Annotated in this window: 11 protein-coding genes; 7 read left to right on the forward strand and 4 right to left on the reverse strand. The window is 59.7% G+C overall.

Going from position 1 to position 17,215, the window contains the following annotated elements; translation table 11 throughout:
• Nucleotides 1-78: 78 nt before the first annotated feature.
• The gene (gene rpsT / locus OZY47_RS04015) at nucleotides 79-339 is read right to left on the reverse strand and encodes a 30S ribosomal protein S20 (protein ID WP_277178974.1); all 261 of its coding nucleotides are present in this window, start codon (nucleotides 337-339) and stop codon (nucleotides 79-81) included.
• A gap of 196 nt (nucleotides 340-535) precedes the next feature.
• Between rpsT and lepA the strand changes: the two genes are divergently transcribed.
• Nucleotides 536-2,428, forward strand: a complete 1,893-nt coding sequence (gene lepA / locus OZY47_RS04020; protein WP_277178976.1) for a translation elongation factor 4 — start codon at nucleotides 536-538, stop codon at nucleotides 2,426-2,428.
• Nucleotides 2,429-2,732: 304 nt separating this feature from the next.
• Entirely contained in the window at nucleotides 2,733-3,416 is a 684-nt protein-coding gene (locus tag OZY47_RS04025) for a nitroreductase family protein (RefSeq protein WP_277178978.1), read from the forward strand.
• 57 nt (nucleotides 3,417-3,473) lie between these two features.
• Here the strand turns inward: OZY47_RS04025 and OZY47_RS04030 are convergent, their stop codons facing one another.
• The 3 genes from OZY47_RS04030 to OZY47_RS04040 form a co-directional block, all read right to left on the reverse strand.
• Complete coding sequence (locus tag OZY47_RS04030; RefSeq protein ID WP_277178980.1) at nucleotides 3,474-4,781, reverse strand: ATP-binding protein; 1,308 nt, start codon at nucleotides 4,779-4,781, stop codon at nucleotides 3,474-3,476.
• A gap of 197 nt (nucleotides 4,782-4,978) precedes the next feature.
• Entirely contained in the window at nucleotides 4,979-5,701 is a 723-nt protein-coding gene (locus OZY47_RS04035; protein WP_277178982.1) for a response regulator transcription factor, read from the reverse strand.
• Nucleotides 5,698-7,116: a histidine kinase gene (locus tag OZY47_RS04040; RefSeq protein WP_277178984.1), complete on the reverse strand. Its 1,419-nt coding sequence runs from the start codon at nucleotides 7,114-7,116 to the stop codon at nucleotides 5,698-5,700. Before OZY47_RS04040 ends, OZY47_RS04035 begins: the two co-directional genes overlap by 4 nt.
• 212 nt (nucleotides 7,117-7,328) lie before the next feature.
• On the opposite strand from OZY47_RS04040, the gene OZY47_RS04045 reads away from it, so the two are divergent.
• From OZY47_RS04045 to gltB, 5 genes are all read left to right on the forward strand, one after another.
• The gene (locus OZY47_RS04045) at nucleotides 7,329-8,300 is read left to right on the forward strand and encodes an ABC transporter ATP-binding protein (protein ID WP_277178985.1); all 972 of its coding nucleotides are present in this window, start codon (nucleotides 7,329-7,331) and stop codon (nucleotides 8,298-8,300) included.
• A gap of 45 nt (nucleotides 8,301-8,345) precedes the next feature.
• Nucleotides 8,346-9,545, forward strand: a complete 1,200-nt coding sequence (locus tag OZY47_RS04050; RefSeq protein WP_277178987.1) for an ABC transporter permease — start codon at nucleotides 8,346-8,348, stop codon at nucleotides 9,543-9,545.
• Nucleotides 9,532-10,863, forward strand: coding sequence for an ABC transporter permease (locus OZY47_RS04055; RefSeq protein ID WP_277178989.1), 1,332 nt, complete (start codon nucleotides 9,532-9,534; stop codon nucleotides 10,861-10,863). The genes OZY47_RS04050 and OZY47_RS04055 overlap by 14 nt, the downstream gene beginning before the upstream one ends.
• Nucleotides 10,864-10,966: 103 nt before the next feature.
• Entirely contained in the window at nucleotides 10,967-12,337 is a 1,371-nt protein-coding gene (hemW, locus tag OZY47_RS04060) for a radical SAM family heme chaperone HemW (protein WP_277178991.1), read from the forward strand.
• Nucleotides 12,338-12,630: 293 nt separating this feature from the next.
• Nucleotides 12,631-17,214 (forward strand): glutamate synthase large subunit, encoded by a 4,584-nt coding sequence (gene gltB / locus OZY47_RS04065; RefSeq protein WP_277179139.1) that lies wholly within the window; start codon nucleotides 12,631-12,633, stop codon nucleotides 17,212-17,214.
• Nucleotide 17,215: the final 1 nt, after the last annotated feature.

Consider the following 17,215-nt stretch of genomic DNA (forward strand, 5'->3'; position numbering starts at 1 on the left):
CGGTTTCCAAAGGACATTGAAATCCTGGAAACCGGAGGAGTTTTACTGACCCTAAGGTCGATGCCTAAAGCGGAAGGCTCACAGGGCGTTAATCGCCGTGGCGAGGCTTGACTTACGGTTGGCGGCCTGGTTCTTGTGAATCACGCCCGTGCCAGCGGCCTTGTCGAGCTTCTGGCCCGCAATCTTGTAGGCGGCCTCGGCGGCGGACTTATCGCCCGACTCGATGGCCTCGCGCGTGTTGCGAATCGCGGTCTTCAGACCGGACTTCACGGACACGTTGCGCTTGTGCGCCTTCTCGTTCGTCAGAACGCGCTTCTTCTGCGACTTAATGTTTGCCACAATTTCTCCAAACAACGTTTTCTTTTAAGGACATACAAAAAGTAATGATAACACTTCATGGCGATATTGGCGTGCGTTCACCCGACTTGGCGCCGTTCCGCTTTGCCCACCTTAGCCGATAGAATGGGGAAAGTATGTCAAGACGCGGAACCATTTGGTTTCCCGCGGGTTTCGAGTGCGTGAAGGAGTGCGTTCAGTGATTGAGTCGAAGAACAAACCGGGATTTACCGACCAATCACTGATCCGCAACTTCTGCATCATCGCGCATATCGACCACGGCAAGTCCACCGTGGCCGACCGCATCCTCCAGCTTTCCGGCATCGTGCCCGAACGCGAGATGCGCGACCGGTTCCTCGACCGCATGGACATCGAGCAGGAGCGCGGCATCACCATCAAATCGCAGGCCGTGCGCGTGCCGTGGAACTTCGACGGCAAGGAATACACGCTCGGCATGATCGACACCCCGGGCCACGTCGATTTCACCTACGAGGTCTCGCGCGCGCTGGCCGCCTGCGAGGGAGCGGTGCTGCTGGTCGACGCCACGCAGGGCATCGAGGCGCAGACGCTCTCCAACCTCTACATGGCCATCGAGGATGATCTGACCATCATTCCAGTGCTCAACAAGATCGACCTGCCTAGCGCCGAACCGGATAAGCATGCCGAGGAGATCGCGAACCTGTTGGGATGCAAGCCCTCCGATGTGCTGCGTGTTTCCGGAAAGACCGGTGAGGGCATCAAGGACCTGCTTGATCAGATTGTTCTGGAGATTCCCGCTCCGCACGGCGACCCGAAGGCTCCCGCGCGCGCCCTGATTTTCGACTCGGTCTACGACTCGTACCGCGGCATCGTCACCTACATCCGCATGGTCGACGGCGAGCTCAAGAAGCGCGAGAAGGTGCACATGATGGGCATCGGCATGACGCACGAGCCCATCGAGATCGGCGTGATCAGCCCCGACATGACCCCCACCCAGGCGCTCGGCGCGGGTGAGGTGGGCTACATCATCACCGGCGCCAAGGACGTGAGCCAATCCAAGGTCGGTGACACCGTCACCTCGGCCGTCCGCCCGGCGACCGAGCCCCTGCCTGGCTACCGTGACCCGCATCCGATGGTTTACGCCGGCTTGTTCCCGATCGACAACGCCCAGTTCCCCGAGCTGCGCGACGCGCTCGACAAGCTCAAGCTCAACGACGCGGCCCTGACCTACGAGCCTGAGACCTCCGTGGCGCTGGGCTTTGGCTTCCGTTGCGGATTCCTCGGCCTGTTGCATATGGAGATCGTGGTGGAGCGCCTGAGCCGCGAGTTCGGGCTGGACCTCATCTCCACGGCACCGAACGTGACCTACAAGGTGACCGCCGAGGACGGCACCGTGCACGAGGTCAAGAACCCCAGCGAGTTCCCCGACGGCAAGATCAAGCAGATCGTCGAGCCCATGGTCGCGGCCGACATCATCACGCCCAAGGAGTTCATCGGTTCGGTCATGGAGCTCTGCCAGGATCACCGCGGCGAGATGGGCACGATGGAATACCTGAGCCCGGAGCGCGTCGAGATGCACTATCGCATCCCGCTGGCCGAGATCGTCTTCGACTTCTTCGATCAGCTCAAAAGCCGCACCAAAGGCTACGCCTCGCTCGACTACCATGAGGACGGCGAGCAGAGCGCCGACCTGGTGAAGGTCGACATCCTCATCCAGGGCGAGAAGGTCGACGCGTTCAGCGCCATCGTTCACCGCGACAAGTCGTATAGCTACGGGGTGATGATGACCAAGAAGCTGCAGAAGCTCATCCCGCGCCAGCAGTTCGAGATCCCCATCCAGGCGGCCATTGGCTCGCGCATCATCGCCCGCGAGAACATCCGCGCCCTGCGCAAGGACGTGCTCGCCAAGTGCTACGGTGGCGACATCACGCGAAAGCGCAAGCTGCTCGAGAAGCAGAAGGCCGGCAAGAAGCGCATGAAGATGCTCGGCCATGTGGAGGTGCCGCAGGAGGCGTTCGTCGCCGCGCTGTCCACCGGCGAGAGTGGCTCAAGCAAGTCCATGGACATCGACACCAAAAATAAGATTCGCGCCGCCGAAAAAGCGGTGAAGTAACTTCAGCCGCAGGAATGCCAAGCTCCCCCATGCGGCGTCGCGTCAATAGCACCATAAATAAGCCGCTTGGCGAGTGTCAGTGGCTTATTTATGGCGGTACTTGCAATTTTCGACATATTGAAGCCACTCAGTGATAGTGAGCGGTCTATTTATGTCGAAATGTGTCATTTCGGACATATTCGGGCCGCTTGGCGAGTGTCAGTGGCCTATTTATGTCGCTTATGTGCCGTTTCCGACATATTGAAGCCACTGAGAGATGTTGAGTGGTCCAATATGGCCCAATTATGAAGAAAGCCGAGGGACGATGATGGAACTGAGCGAAGCGATTCGGGTACGGCATGCGGTTCGGCATTATACCGACAAGCCGATTCCGCAGGATATAGCCGACGAACTTCAAAAGACCATTGACGAATGCAATCGCGAAGGCGACTTGAGCATGCAGCTCAAGCTCAACGACCCGGTCGCATTCGAGGGGTTCCTCACCGATTACGGCATCTACAAGGGCGCGCGCAACGTCGTCGCCATCGTCTCCGACCGCACGCCGGATTGGGAGGAGCGTTGCGGCTATTATGGCGCCCACGTTCTGCTGCGGGCCACGCAGCTTGGGCTCGACACCGGCTGGGTGCGTCAGTTCGGCAGGCATCTTTCCAAGCATGTGGAGCTCGAGCAAGGGGAGCGGCCCCGCTTCGCCATTGTGCTGGGCTACGGCGTCAACCATGGCCACCAGCACAAGTCCAAGCGCTACGACCAGGTCGCGCGGGTTCCGTCGGGAATGGCGACACCAGATTGGTTCCGTCGCGGCGTCGAGGCCGCGCTGCTTGCGCCCACCTCGCTCAACCAGCAGAAATTCGTCTTCACACTGCAGCCCGACGGCCGCAAGGTGTCAGCGAAGGCCGGCTTGGGCCCCTGCGCCCACACCGACCTAGGAATCGCGAAATACCATTTCGAGATCGGCGCCGGCTCCGATGCCGATTTTGTGTGGGCGTAAGATTTTAGCTTTTGTCAGTGTCTACATTTTTTATTGACGTCTGATTTGATCATGAACCTATAAAAACGCGACCATGTAGACAGGGCAATAGATGATATTATCCGCTACCGAAAGGTTGTCCTCGCACAAGACGATGGCATGGTCGATGTCCCAATTCGGAGCTTTCATCACGTTGCTTAGGGCGCTATGTCGCTTGTAATCCTTGCCTGATTTGACCTCGATCGGTATTGCTCCCGATATCGGTGTGTCGATGACGAAATCGAGTTCTCCGAACTTTTTGTTGCGATAATAATAAAGCTCATGGCCGTGGGCATGAAGTTCCTCGGCAACAACGTTTTCGTAAATAGAACCGTAATTTACCCCGAGCTTGTCGCTGATGATGCTACGGGTGACCTGCATGCCGCATGCGGCGGCGAGTAGGCCGACATCGTTAAAGAAAAGCTTGAAATATTGACGATTTTCTGCCAGTTTGAGTGGTGTGCGTGGTTCTTTCACGTTGCGCACGGGCAGAGCGACACCCGCGTCGACCAACCACAGGAAATCGTCTCGATAACGCTCGTACGTTCCTTTTGGAGCAATATCGCTGAAGTTGAATCGCTTTGATTGTGAGTTGAGTTGTGCCGGCATCTGGTCGAAGACCTCGCGGATTGCCAGTTTGTCCTCTCGGGCGTATTTTGTGATATCGGCGCGATAAAGGCGCAAGATATCGTTCTGAAGCGTGTTGACCTGACCAAGGTTTTGAGTGTTTACGAATTCGTTGACCGCCTGTGGCATGCCTCCGACGATGAGGTATTGATGGAAGAGGTCCATAAGCCTGTTGTGTACGATGGGGTTGACGGGTTGCTGATTTTGAAATGCTGATTTTGCGTTTTCAAGAATGTCTTTTCCAACACCGTTTGCTGTTACGAATTCCTCGAAATCAAGGGGAAACATTTCGATAAGGTGCAGATATCCGACAGGGAATGAGCGAACGTCCTTAAGCTCGACGCCAAGCAACGAACCAGAAAGAATGAAATCATAGCCGTTGCGTTGCGCCAGGTATTTTATTGCCGTGACGATTTTGTCGCATTCCTGTATCTCATCAATGAAAATCAGGGTGTTACCCGGAACCATATCCGCTCCGGCAAACGCGGAAATGGCCATGAACAGCTCACTGGAGCCTTGCTCTGTATTGAAAGCATCGAGGATTTGCGGCTGCGCAATGAAGTCCAGATGGACGAAATGTTTGTATTCTTGTTGACCGAATTCTTCGACGATAAAGGTCTTGCCGACTTGACGAGCGCCGGTGACGAGACATGCCTGAGAAGTAGAATTGTTCTTCCAATCCAGCAATTGCTGGTAAGCCTTACGAAACAGTGCCATCATGAGCCTCCAAACGGATAAATACAACCTTATTCTGGCATATTTTGGGGATAAATACAACCCGTTATTGAGCTGAATGTAGGATAAATCCAACCTTATTTTTCTCAAAATAGTAGACTTATCCAACCTAATTCGCTTCGTATTGGTACACAAATACAACCGGGTGAATGGAATTAATCCGTTACTAAGGGGTGAAAACGCTAGCGCTGACCGGCGTTGAGCCAGGCTATGGCGAGCTGGGTGCGGTTGGCTAGGGACAGCTTGTCGAGGATGTCGGTGATGCGGTTGCGGATGGTGCCTTCGCTCAAATAGAGCTGGGCGGCGATGTCGCGGTTGTCGAGGCCTTGGGCGACCAGGCGGGCGATGTCGCGTTCGCGGGGACTCAATGTTGAGAACGCCGAAACGGGAACACTGGCAAAGCCATCAGAAGGCATGGTTGATGAAGTATTGAACGAAGTCAGGCTATCGGCATTGCGTTTAGCTTCGCTTGAGGTATTGATGTTGCTCCCGTTTGCGGCGGAGAGCTTGCCCAGCACTTGCGCGCCGAGGACGACCTGGCCGGCCATCACCGCTTGCAATGCCGGGCCTACGGAAGCGGCGTCCTGCTTGATGAGGTAGCCTTTGGCGCCGAGCGCGATCGCCTGGTCGATGCATTCCTTGTCGTCGAAGGTGGTGAGGAAGAGGATGCGGGCGGCCTTGTCGCGGCCGAGGATGCGCCGTGCGGCCTCGAGTCCGTCGACTCCGGGCATCTGGATATCGATGAGCAGCACATCGGGGTGGTTTGCCGGGTTGTCGAAATACTTCGTCACGGCCGTCTCGCCGTCGTTCGCCGTCCACAGCACCTCGGCGGCGTTGGTCGCCTCGAGAATCGTGGTGAGCGAGGAGCAGACAATGGGATCATCGTCGACGATTGCCGTTTTCATGCCGTTTCTTCCTCCGTGTTCGCGCGGGTTCGCATATCTGCATGCTGGGTGTTGGTCGTGTTCATTCCAGCACCCGCCATGTTGTTCCTGTGGCTATCCGTCTTCGCCGACAGATTGTTGTTCTTGATCGTATTTGTTTTCATGTCCGAATTGCCTTCTGCGCCCGCGTCTGTCCACGGCTCCTTGGGCAGCGAGACGAAGACGCGCCAGCCATCGCGGTACGGGCCGCACAGCGAGGTGCCGTCTAGGGCGTGGACACGCTGTTCGATGTCGGACAATCCCATACCTCGAAGATCGCGATTGCCCGCTTCGTTGCCTAGATTCGCGGACGGCTTGGTTTCGGTCGTGTTGAACACGGCGAGCTGCCAGAACGCCGGATAATCATGCAGGGAGACGGTGGCATGGCTGGCGTCGGAATGACGCACCACGTTGGTCAGCGCCTCGCGGATGACGGCGGTGAGGCAACGAGCCACCGGAGCGGGAGCGTCATCCACGTCGCAGTCCAATGTGACTGAAAAATCAGGCCGTGCCGAATCCATGACATGCACGGCGTCGGCAATTTGCGCCCGGAAATCAGTACCGTCGTCCTCGAGATCATGCACGGAGCGTCGTACCATTGTCATCGCCTCATCAAGACTCGCGCCGATGCCTTCCAGTTGTTTGGCGGAATTGCTCTCTCCGGCGGCGTTGGCCACCACGCCTGCCGCCTGCGTCTGCATGAGGGCGCGGGTGAGCAGATGGCCCACGTTGTCGTGAATCTCGCGCGCGATGCGGGTGCGCTCGCGCAAAGTGGCCACATGGGTCGATTCCTCCTGCTGCTCACGTAGAGAGTCGACCTGCGTCCTGTTGCGGCGGCGGGCCATGCGTATGTTGTCCTGCAGGGCGAGCAACGTGCGATGTTCGGCGTCTGAGACCGACAAGACGTGTCCCAGAAGCGCCGAGAGACAAGAGAACAGAATGATGATGGCGGCGCACAACATGGGGCCGATGGCGGTCTGCCGGATTATTTTCGACAACGACGGCGAAGCGGCCTGATACGTCCAATACGCTCGTATCAGCGGAATCGTCCAGCACCACCACAGCAACGTGCGCCACGGCACCGTCGTTTTGGGTTGATTCGGCATGGTCGTCATCGCGTCGAAGGCAAGCAGGGGCATGAACGCGAGAAACTCAGGCAGTAGTAACGCGGGAATGCAGAATAATGCGGATGGCAGCCATGCAATGGACGATATTTTGGCTCCCAGAGTCTGCTCGGTGTTGCCTAGCCATTGCGTCAGAGCGGAGCAGCAGAGCGCCAACAACAGCGCGGCGATGGCCTTCGTGTCGAACGAACCGCGTTGCCGTGCCGCCTCAAGCAGGGCGCAGCACGCCAGCAACGCCACCCGCGCCGCATCGTCACGATATCGTCCGTTCACGATTCGAGGGTATCACCCAGGCTATGTGCCGAGTTTTGGTTCGGTGATGTTAATAACGCTGAAACGGCGCGGCGAAGGCGAAAAAGAGATGACAAATGTCACCATCGTGGCCCAAGAACATGACGACACTCATCATGCCCGGTGCGCGCCGGCGGGTGAGAATGGAATCGACAACCAACCACAACCTAAAGGATACTGAATAGGTGACTGATATGGATATGAGACATGACCCGGCCGGGGCCGACGCCGCTCCCGCGCTGCAGGTGAGCCATCTGGTCAAACGCTACGGCGACCATCTGGTGCTCGACGACTTCGACCTCGACGTGCCGCAAGGCAGGATATTCGGCTTGCTCGGCCCCAACGGCAGCGGCAAGACCACGCTGATCAATTGCATCCTGGCGCTTTTGACTTACGATTCGGGGAATATCAAGATTTTTAGCGAACCGATGACGCCGAGCGCCTACGCGCTCAAAGCTCGCATCGGTTTGGTGCCGCAAGATGTCGCGGTGCTTGAAGAACTGACGGTGGAGGAGAACATCGACTATTTCTGCTCGCTCTATGTGCCGAAGAAGGAGCAGCACAAGCCGCTTGTCGACGAAGCCATCGAGCTTGTCGGACTTGGCGATTTCCGCAAATATCGGCCAAAGAAGCTTTCCGGGGGATTGAAACGCCGTTTGAACATCGCCTGTGGTATCGCGCACAAGCCAGACCTCATCTTCTTCGACGAGCCGACCGTGGCCGTCGACCCGCAAAGCCGCAACGCCATTTTAGAAGGCATTCAGCGCCTCAACGGTGCTGGAGCGACCGTGGTCTATACCAGCCATTACATGGAGGAGGTCGAGCAGATCTGCGACCAGATACTCATCATGGACCACGGCCGCCATGTCGCGGAAGGCACGGTGCCCGAGCTCAAGGCAATGGTCTCCACCGGCGACCGCATACTCATCGAAACACTCGATCTCGCCGACACGGCACTTGCCGATCTCAAGGGACTGCCGACCATCGTCGACGCCGACTACGACGGCAAGACGCTGACCGTACGTTGCAGACCCGGCGAGCGTAATCTGGTCGACATCCTCGACCTCCTGGAACGTTCCGGCGCCAACATCGGCCATGTCTCCTCGAACCCGCCGACCCTGAACGACGTGTTCCTCGAGATGACCGGCAAGGCGCTGAGGGACTAGGGGCGCGGTATGTTCACGTCTTTCAAGACATTTCTCAAAGCGGGGGTGCGAAATCCCAGCAACGTCTTCTGGGTGTTCGCCTTTCCTCTGATCATGCTGGCGATGCTCCATCTCATGTTCAGCGATATCAACGATATGATTCATGTCGACCCTCAGCCGATGGCCGTGGCCGAGGACTCCAACTGGGGCAAGGCGAGCGGGGCCGCACAGGTGGTCAAGGCGCTCGCGGGCGAGCAAGGTGCAGGCGGCAAAAGCCAAACCGAAGGCAAGACGACCACAAACGACGACCAGAAGCTCATCACCATCAAACAGGCATCCGACGTCCCGGACGCCAAACGCATGGTCGCCGACGGCAAAGCCAAAGGCTATCTCTACATAAGCGATTCGGGAGCGCTGCGCATGGCGCTCGCGGACACGACTGTGAATTCCGGCGACGAGGCCGTTTCGATGAGTGTGACCGCGCTCGATTACGCCCTGCAGCAATACAACGAGACCGGTCAGGTGGTCAGCGCCGTCGCGGCGAAAAACCATGCCGTCATGGCCAATCCACAAGTCAGATCGAGTATCGGCGCTTCCGACGGATTCATGAAGCAGGTCACCGTGACGACCATCAAACCGCATCGTTTCGCGCGTTACTATTTCTCGATGCTCGGCATGGCCTGCCTGCTCGGCGCGACCATATCCATCTACCTCATCACGCTTACCCAGGCCAATCTCACCGCTTTGGGGATACGCGCAAGCGTCTCGCCGTTGCCGAAGATCTGGCAGACGATCGCCACGCTTTTGGCCTCTTGGGTCATCTCGTTTGTCTGTATGCTGGTCGCTTTCTTCGCGATGCGCTACGTCATCGGCGTCGGCGTCGCGGGTCGGGAACCGGCGGCGGTGCTTGCGGTGGCGGCCTCGACCCTGATGGCCAGTGCCCTAGGGCTTGTTATCGGTGCCTTGCCGAAGCTTTCGACACGTGCCAAGCTTTCGGTCAATGTCATCCTCACCTGCTTCCTGTCGATGTTCACGGGACTTTATGGAACCGGTGCGATGGCGCTGGGGGATGCGTTGCAGCGAAAGGCGCCCGTCATTGCGCGGATAAACCCCGCTCGGCAAGTGAGCGACCTGTTCTACGACTTGCTATATTACGACAATTATCATCCGTTCTTTATCGGCCTGGCCGTCATGGCCGCCACCACGGTCGTCTTCGTCCTAATCGTCGTGGCGATGCTGAGGAGGCAACGTTATGAACATCTGTAAAGCCGCGCTCACCGTAGCGAAACGGCATCTGACCTATATTCTCTTCTACTTGGTGGCGTTCAGCCTGATTATGACGGCCATCCTGTTCCAAAGCGTCTCCGATACGCACGGCTCGTCACCGACGTATTCGCCGTATACCTCGCGTGTGGCGGTGATCGACAGGGACGGTGACGCCGGCGGCATCGCGTCCGGCTTGCGGGATTATCTTGGCCAGGTCAACACCGTCGTGCACGTCGATGACAACCGCCGCGCGATGCAGGACGCGATAGCAACTGATGCCACGGATGCCATCTACGTGGTGCCGAAAGGCTATATGCGTGATTTCGCCAGCGCTGCGTCCAGCGGCCATGCTCCGAAACAGCTTGACGTTGTTCTCAAAGCCCAGAATACCCAAGATCTTTCGGAAACCAAGGTCTCGACGTTTCTCTCAAATCTGCGCACCGCCTACATTGCCGGAAGTATTCCGCAAACCAAGGCTTCGAACGCTGTGGCTGAAACGGCCGCGACGACCACAGTCCCAAACACGACTTCGCAAGCGGATGATTCCACCATCATGCATAGCGCCGTCCGCGAGGTCGTGCGTGCAGGCGATTCCGCCAAGTCGGATGCCCACGTAGCTGTCGTAGCTACGAAAAGCGCTTCCGGCAACGCTTCGGCCACGTTGGTGTTTGGCCGATCGCTCTCTCTGGGCTCATACCCAATAGTGACGTCCATGATTGTGGTCATCGCCATGGTGATCGGTGCCTTCTCCGAAGAATCGACGCGTCGGCGCATGGAGGCCTCTCCGGAACGTCCGCGTGCCACCGGTCTTGGGCTGTTGGCGGCCTGCGCGGGCATCGGAGCCTTGGTGACGGTCTACTATCTCCTCCTGTCGTTGGTCGTGACCGCCATCATGACCGGCTCGCTGGCGGGACTGACGTTGCGCCCGGTGCTGTTGGCGACGTGTTCGATGGCCATCTACGTGCTCTTCGGCATCTCGATCGGCTTCGTGCTCGGCCGTCTCGCCCTCTCCGCGAGCGCCGCGAACGGCATGGCCAACGTCATCGGCCTCGCCATCGCCTTCACGTCCGGTGCATGGTCGTTTGGCTCGTCGGTGATGACCGGTCCCGTGGCGTTGGTCGGCAAGCTCCTGTGCGGACGCTGGTACCTCGACGCCATCGACCGTGCCATGGGCATCGGCTCATACGCCGGCGGCACGTCAGGCCTTGCGGGATGGGCCACGTCGACCGGCATGGTGGCGCTTTTCGCCCTCGCGCTGGTCTGCATTGGCCTGGCCTTGGGGTCGCCCAAGCGACGCAAAGAGAGCGCCCGCTCCTGACCTATGCGGCGACGTTGGTGAAATGCCAATAGTTTCGCTGGCAATGTGACTCAACCACTTCCGACATACCGTCTGGAAGGGGTTGCCGCTAGGGTAGAGGGCTATGTTCGAGGTTTATATTCACGTGCCGTTTTGTTATCGGCGTTGCGGTTACTGCGATTTCAACACGTACACCGCCGTCGATATGGGTGGTGGCGCGTCGCGCGGCAACTATGCGAACCTCGCCATTGATGAGATGGAACTGGTGAAAGCCTGGCAGGAACGGCATGGCATCCACGAGCACGCCGCCTCGACGGTGTTTTTCGGGGGAGGGACGCCGACCCTGCTTCCGGCGGACGACCTCGGCCGGATGCTTCATGCGGTCAAGGAAACCTGGGGTATCGAGGACGGTGCTGAAATCACCACCGAGGCAAACCCCGACACCGTGGACGAACAATATCTGGAAACGTTGGCGGAAGCCGGATTCACGCGCATTTCTTTCGGCATGCAATCGGCCGTGGCGCACGTGTTGAAGACGCTCGACCGCACGCACACACCGGCCAATGTGACCGCCGGTGTCGCTGCAGCGAACAAGGTCGGTCTGCGCTCCAGTGTCGATCTTATTTATGGGGCGCCGGGGGAGAGCATGGACGATTGGCGCAAGTCCGTGGAAACCGCCGTCGAGCTCGGTGTGAACCATATCTCCGCCTACGCGTTGACGGTCGAGCCCACGACGAAAATGGGCCGGCAGATCAAGGCCGGAACCATCACCAAGCCCGATGACGATGACGAGGCGGCGAAATACGAGATTGCCGACGACCTGTTCAGGCAGGCTGGATTGCAATGGTACGAGATCTCGAACTGGGCCAAGCCAGGCTATGAGAGCCAGCACAACCTCGGCTATTGGCGCAACGTCGATTGGGCCGGCATCGGCCCCGGAGCGCATTCGCACTATCGCACATCCGATGTCGGTGCGTGGCTTGAGCACGAATCCAAACAAGTCGGCTTGCGTGAAACGGACGAGCAGGGATTCCGCAAGACGAATTCGGCGGGCGCGGCGGCTGTAAGAACGTATAGCGATGAAAAAATTACTGATGCGACTACGTCAGATGACGCCATTTCTGAGACGTCGGTCAGCGAATCACCACTTAGCGATGCCACCCAATTCGGCGTCCGTGCATGGGACATCGCGCATCCCCGCAAATGGGCCGAGACGATGCAAGCGGGCGACGTGCCATGGCAGGGCAGTGAGGCTATCACCCACGAGGAGAACCTCGAGGAGACGGTCATGCTCGGCCTGCGGGTGCGTGAGGGTATCGATATCTCACGCATTGAACAGGCTTCCGGCTACGCCGTCAATCGCGTGAAACTGCGACAGTTGCAGCACGATGGTCTCATCGATCTTCATGACGACAACCGCATTATCCCCACGTTGCGGGGCCGTTTGCTCAACGATCTCGTCATCGAACGTGTGCTCGATATCTGCGGTTGGTGACGACCGCGTCAGTTTTGCCATAGCCTGCGTCGACAAGCAGATTTTTGGAGGCTAAACTCTGCTTTTCGACGCGAATGTTCATCTCAGCGCGTTCACAAGCAGAATAATCGGCGGTTTATTTTGCTTGTGAACGCAGTGAAACGCGGATGAACAATGGCGATAGACGGATGTCCACGATTCGGAAGATTCTGGACGAAAATGGACACTGACACATTCCCGACATGCCTTGCGGCTAATCTATGAGAGCACTTGTGTGCAAGACAACGAATCCCCGGCGACCAGAGGTGATTGTGGTGACGCGTAAGACCCCACTTGATTTGACGATTCATCCCGCGCAAGGCATGTACGACCCGGCGGGGGAGCACGACGCGTGCGGTGTCGGCATGGTCACCACATTGAACAGGCGGGCCGAGCGCAAGATCGTGGACGACGCTATCGAGGTGCTCGTCAACCTCAACCATCGCGGGGCCGTGGGCGCCGAGGAGAACACCGGCGACGGGGCCGGCATCCTCATGGCCATGCCCGACGAGTTCATGCGTGCCGTTGCGGGGGTTGAGCTTCCGGAAGCCGGGAAATACGCGGCCGGTATCGCCTTCCTCAATCGTGACCTGGCCAAATCGGGTGAGCAGAAGCGTCGAATCGCGGCCATCGTCGCCGAAGAAGGGCTGGAAGTACTGGCCTGGCGAGGCGTGCCGACCAACCCGGACGGGCTGGGATTACAAGCGTTGGCTTCCATGCCGTCGTTTGAAATGTTGATTGTCGCCTCGCCTTCCGACGGCGAGAACGCGATGCTTGGTGGCATCGACCTCGACCGCAAGACCTTCCGTGTGCGCAAGCGCGTCGAGCATGAGGTCGGCGTCTATTTCGCCTCGCTTTCCGCACGCACCATCACCTACAAGGGCATGCTCACCACGATGCAATTGACGGGCTTCTTCCCGGATCTGCTCTCGCCCGAGATGAAGACGACCATCGCAATCGTGCACTCGCGCTTCTCGACCAACACGTTCCCCAGCTGGCCGCTCGCCCAGCCGTTCCGCCTCATCGCGCACAACGGCGAGATCAACACCATCCAAGGCAACCGCAACTGGCTTTCCGCACGTGAAGGCAAGCTCAGCAGCGAGTTGTTGGGGGAGTTTGAGCCGTTGCTGCCCGTGTCCACACCCGGCTATTCGGATTCCGGCACGTTCGACGAATGCCTGGAACTGCTGCACCTCGCCGGCCGCAGCCTGCCGCACGCGGTGCTGATGATGCTGCCGCCCGCCTGGGAGAAGAACGACCAGCTCGACCCCGACATCCGGGCGTTCTACGAATACAACAACTCGCTGATCGAGCCGTGGGACGGTCCGGCCGACATTGTCTTCACCGACGGCACTTTGGTCGGCGCCCAGCTCGACCGCAACGGTTTCCGCCCGGGACGCTGGCAGGTGACCGACGACGGCTACGTGGTCCTGGCCAGCGAGGCGGGCGTGTTGCCACGCACCGATCCGAAACATATCGTGGAACGCGGCCGCCTCGAACCGGGAAAGATGTTCCTGATCGATACCGCTCAAGGCCGTTTTATCCCCGACGACGAGATCAAGCACGACCTGGCGAACCAACATCCTTACCGCCAGTGGATCGAGGGCAACAGTGTCAGCCTCAACGAGCTGCCCGCCCGCGAACACGTCCGCCACTCCAACGTCTCCGTCGTTCGGCGCCAGCGCGCCTTCGGCTACACCGAGGAGGACCTGAAGATCCTGCTCACCCCGATGGCCAACACCGGCAAGGAGCCGATCGGCGCCATGGGCAATGACGCGCCGCAGGCCGTGCTCTCCAACCGCAGCCGCATGCTCTTTGACTACTTCACCCAGAAGTTCGCGCAGGTCACCAACCCGCCGCTGGACTGGGAACGCGAGGAGATCGTCACCTCGCTGGCCTCCGCGATCGGTCCCGAACCGAATCTGCTCGAGGATCTGGAGCTTTCGGCCAAGAAGATCGTCATTCCCGACCCCATCGTCGACTCCGACGAGATGGCGCAGCTCAAGCGTCTCGACAAGGCCAAGGTGCTCGGCGGCTACTACAAGCCGTTCATCGTCCACGGACTCTACCAGGTCGCCGGTGGCGGCGAGGCACTCGAGGCCCGGCTTAACGAGATCTTCGACGAGGTCGACCAGGCCATCGCCGACGGCAAGAACTTCATCGTTCTTTCCGACCGCGATTCCAACCATACGTGGGGTCCGATTCCCTCGTTGCTGCTCACCAGCGCGGTGCAGCACCACCTGCTGCGCACCCACACCCGCACGCAGGTCTCGATGGCCGTGGAGGCCGGCGACGTGCGCGAGATCCACCATGTCGCCCTGCTCATCGCCTACGGCGCGGCCTGCGTGAACCCATACCTCGCGCTCGAATCCGTCGAGGACCTTGCGCGCTCCGGCTTCCTCAACGTCGACGCCAAGACCGGCGTGGAGAACCTGCGCAAGGCGCTTTCCACCGGCGTGCTCAAGATCATGAGCAAGATGGGCGTCTCCACCATCATGAGCTACCGTGGCGCGCAGCTCTTCGAAGCCGTCGGCCTCGACAAGGACGTCATCGACAAGTACTTCACCGGCACCACCTCACGTGTCGGCGGCATCGGCCTCGAGCAGATCGCCGAGGAGGTCGCGCTGCGCCACCAGGCCGCCTATCCGAACCAATGGACCGCGGCCCCGCACCGCAAGCTGCGCACCGGCGGCGAATACAAGTGGCGTCGCACCGGCGAGGACCACTTAAACGACCCCGAATCCGTGTTCCTGTTGCAGCAGGCCACCCAGCGCGGTGACTACGGCCTCTTCAAGAAGTATTCGCAGCACGTCAATGACACGTCAAACCGCATCATGACCCTGCGCGGGCTGATGAAGTTCACCAGCGGCCGCAAGCCCATTCCGATTGAGGAAGTGGAGCCGGAAAGCGAAATCGTCAAGCGCTTCTCCACCGGCGCGATGAGCTACGGCTCCATCTCGCAGGAGGCGCACGAGACACTCGCCATCGCGATGAACTCCATCGGCGCCCGCTCCAACTCCGGCGAGGGCGGCGAATCCGACGACCGCATCGAGGATCCGCGCCGTTCTAGCCGCATCAAGCAGATCGCCTCGGCGCGCTTCGGTGTCACCAGCGACTATCTCGTGCACGCCACCGACCTGCAGATCAAGCTCGCGCAGGGGGCCAAGCCCGGTGAGGGCGGCCATCTGCCCGGCGCGAAGGTGCCGCCGTGGATCGCGAAGGTTCGCCACGCCACGCCCGGCGTCGAGCTCATCTCGCCGCCGCCCCACCACGATATCTACTCCATCGAGGACCTGAAACAGCTGATCTACGATGCGAAAATGGCCAATCCGAAGGCCCGCATCCACGTCAAGCTCGTCTCCGAGTTCGGCGTGGGCACTGTGGCGGCCGGCGTGGCCAAATGCCATGCCGACGTGGTGCTGATTTCAGGTTCGGACGGCGGCACGGGCGCTGCTCCGCTCAACGCCATCAAGCATGCCGGCACCCCTTGGGAGATCGGCCTTTCCGAGACCCAGCAGACGCTGATCCTGAATGGTCTACGTTCCCGCATCGTCGTGCAGTGCGACGGCGAGCTCAAGACCGGCCGCGACGTGGTCATCGCAGCGCTGCTGGGCGCCGAGGAATTCGGCTTCGCCACCACGGCATTGATGGCCGAAGGCTGCGTCATGATGCGCGCCTGCAACCTCAACACCTGCCCTCAGGGCATCGCCACGCAGGATCCGGAGCTTCGTGCGCGTTACACGGGCAAGCCCGAATATGTGGTCAACTTCTTCATGTTCATCGCCCGCGAGGTGCGCGAGCTGCTGGCCCAGCTCGGATTCCACACCCTTGAGGAGGCGGTCGGCCACGTGGAGTGCCTCGACCAGAACGAGGCCATCCAACGTTGGAAATCCGACGGCATAGACCTGAGCAACGTCTTGGCGCAATCCGGCCCGAACCCCGGCACCATCCTGCACCACACCATCGCGCAGAACCACGAGCTCGACAAGGCGCTCGACAACCGGCTCATAGAGTTGTCGCGCCCCGCGCTGGAAGACAGGGAGCCGGTGCGCATCGACGTGCCGATCCGCAATGTCAACCGCAGCGTCGGCACCATGGTCGGCTACGAGATCACCAAGCGTTACGGGGCGCAGGGCCTGCCCGACGACACCATCGACATGACGCTCCATGGCTCCGGCGGCCAGTCCATGGGCGCGTTCATTCCACGCGGCGAGACGTTGCGCATCTACGGCGAGGTCAACGACTACGCGGCCAAGGGCCTCTCCGGCGGTCATATCGTTGTCCGTCCCGGCGAGGAGACCACCTTCGACCCACACACCAACGTCATCGCCGGCAACGTCACCGGTTTCGGCGCCACCAGCGGCGAGATGTTCGTCGCCGGCCGCGCGGGGGAGCGCTTCGCCGTGCGCAACGGCGGTGCCACCTTCGTCGTGGAGGGCGTGGGCGACCACGGCTGCGAATACATGACCGGTGGCACCGTTGTGGTGCTCGGCCCCACAGGTCGCAACTTCGGCGCGGGCTTCTCTGGAGGCAACGCCTATGTGCTCGACCTCGATATCGACCAGGTCAATCCGCAGGCCGCCAACACCGGCTCGCTGCTGATCGAGCCGTTGGATGATGACGCCTCGCAGATGGTCAGGGGACTGGTCAAACGACATGCCGAGGAGACCGGTTCGGCGTTCGCCGCGAGCCTGCTCGATGATTGGGAGTCCACGCGCCGACGCATCACCCATATCGTCCCCAAGCAGTTTGTGGCGATGACCGAGGCCATGGACGAGGCGAAGGCCAACGACGTCGATTTCAATGAGCCCGGCGCATGGGAAGACGTCTATGAACACGTGATGGAAGGAGCCCACTGAC

Origin of the sequence: Bifidobacterium sp. ESL0790, assembly GCF_029395435.1 — a bacterium.
Lineage (GTDB): Bacteria > Actinomycetota > Actinomycetes > Actinomycetales > Bifidobacteriaceae > Bifidobacterium.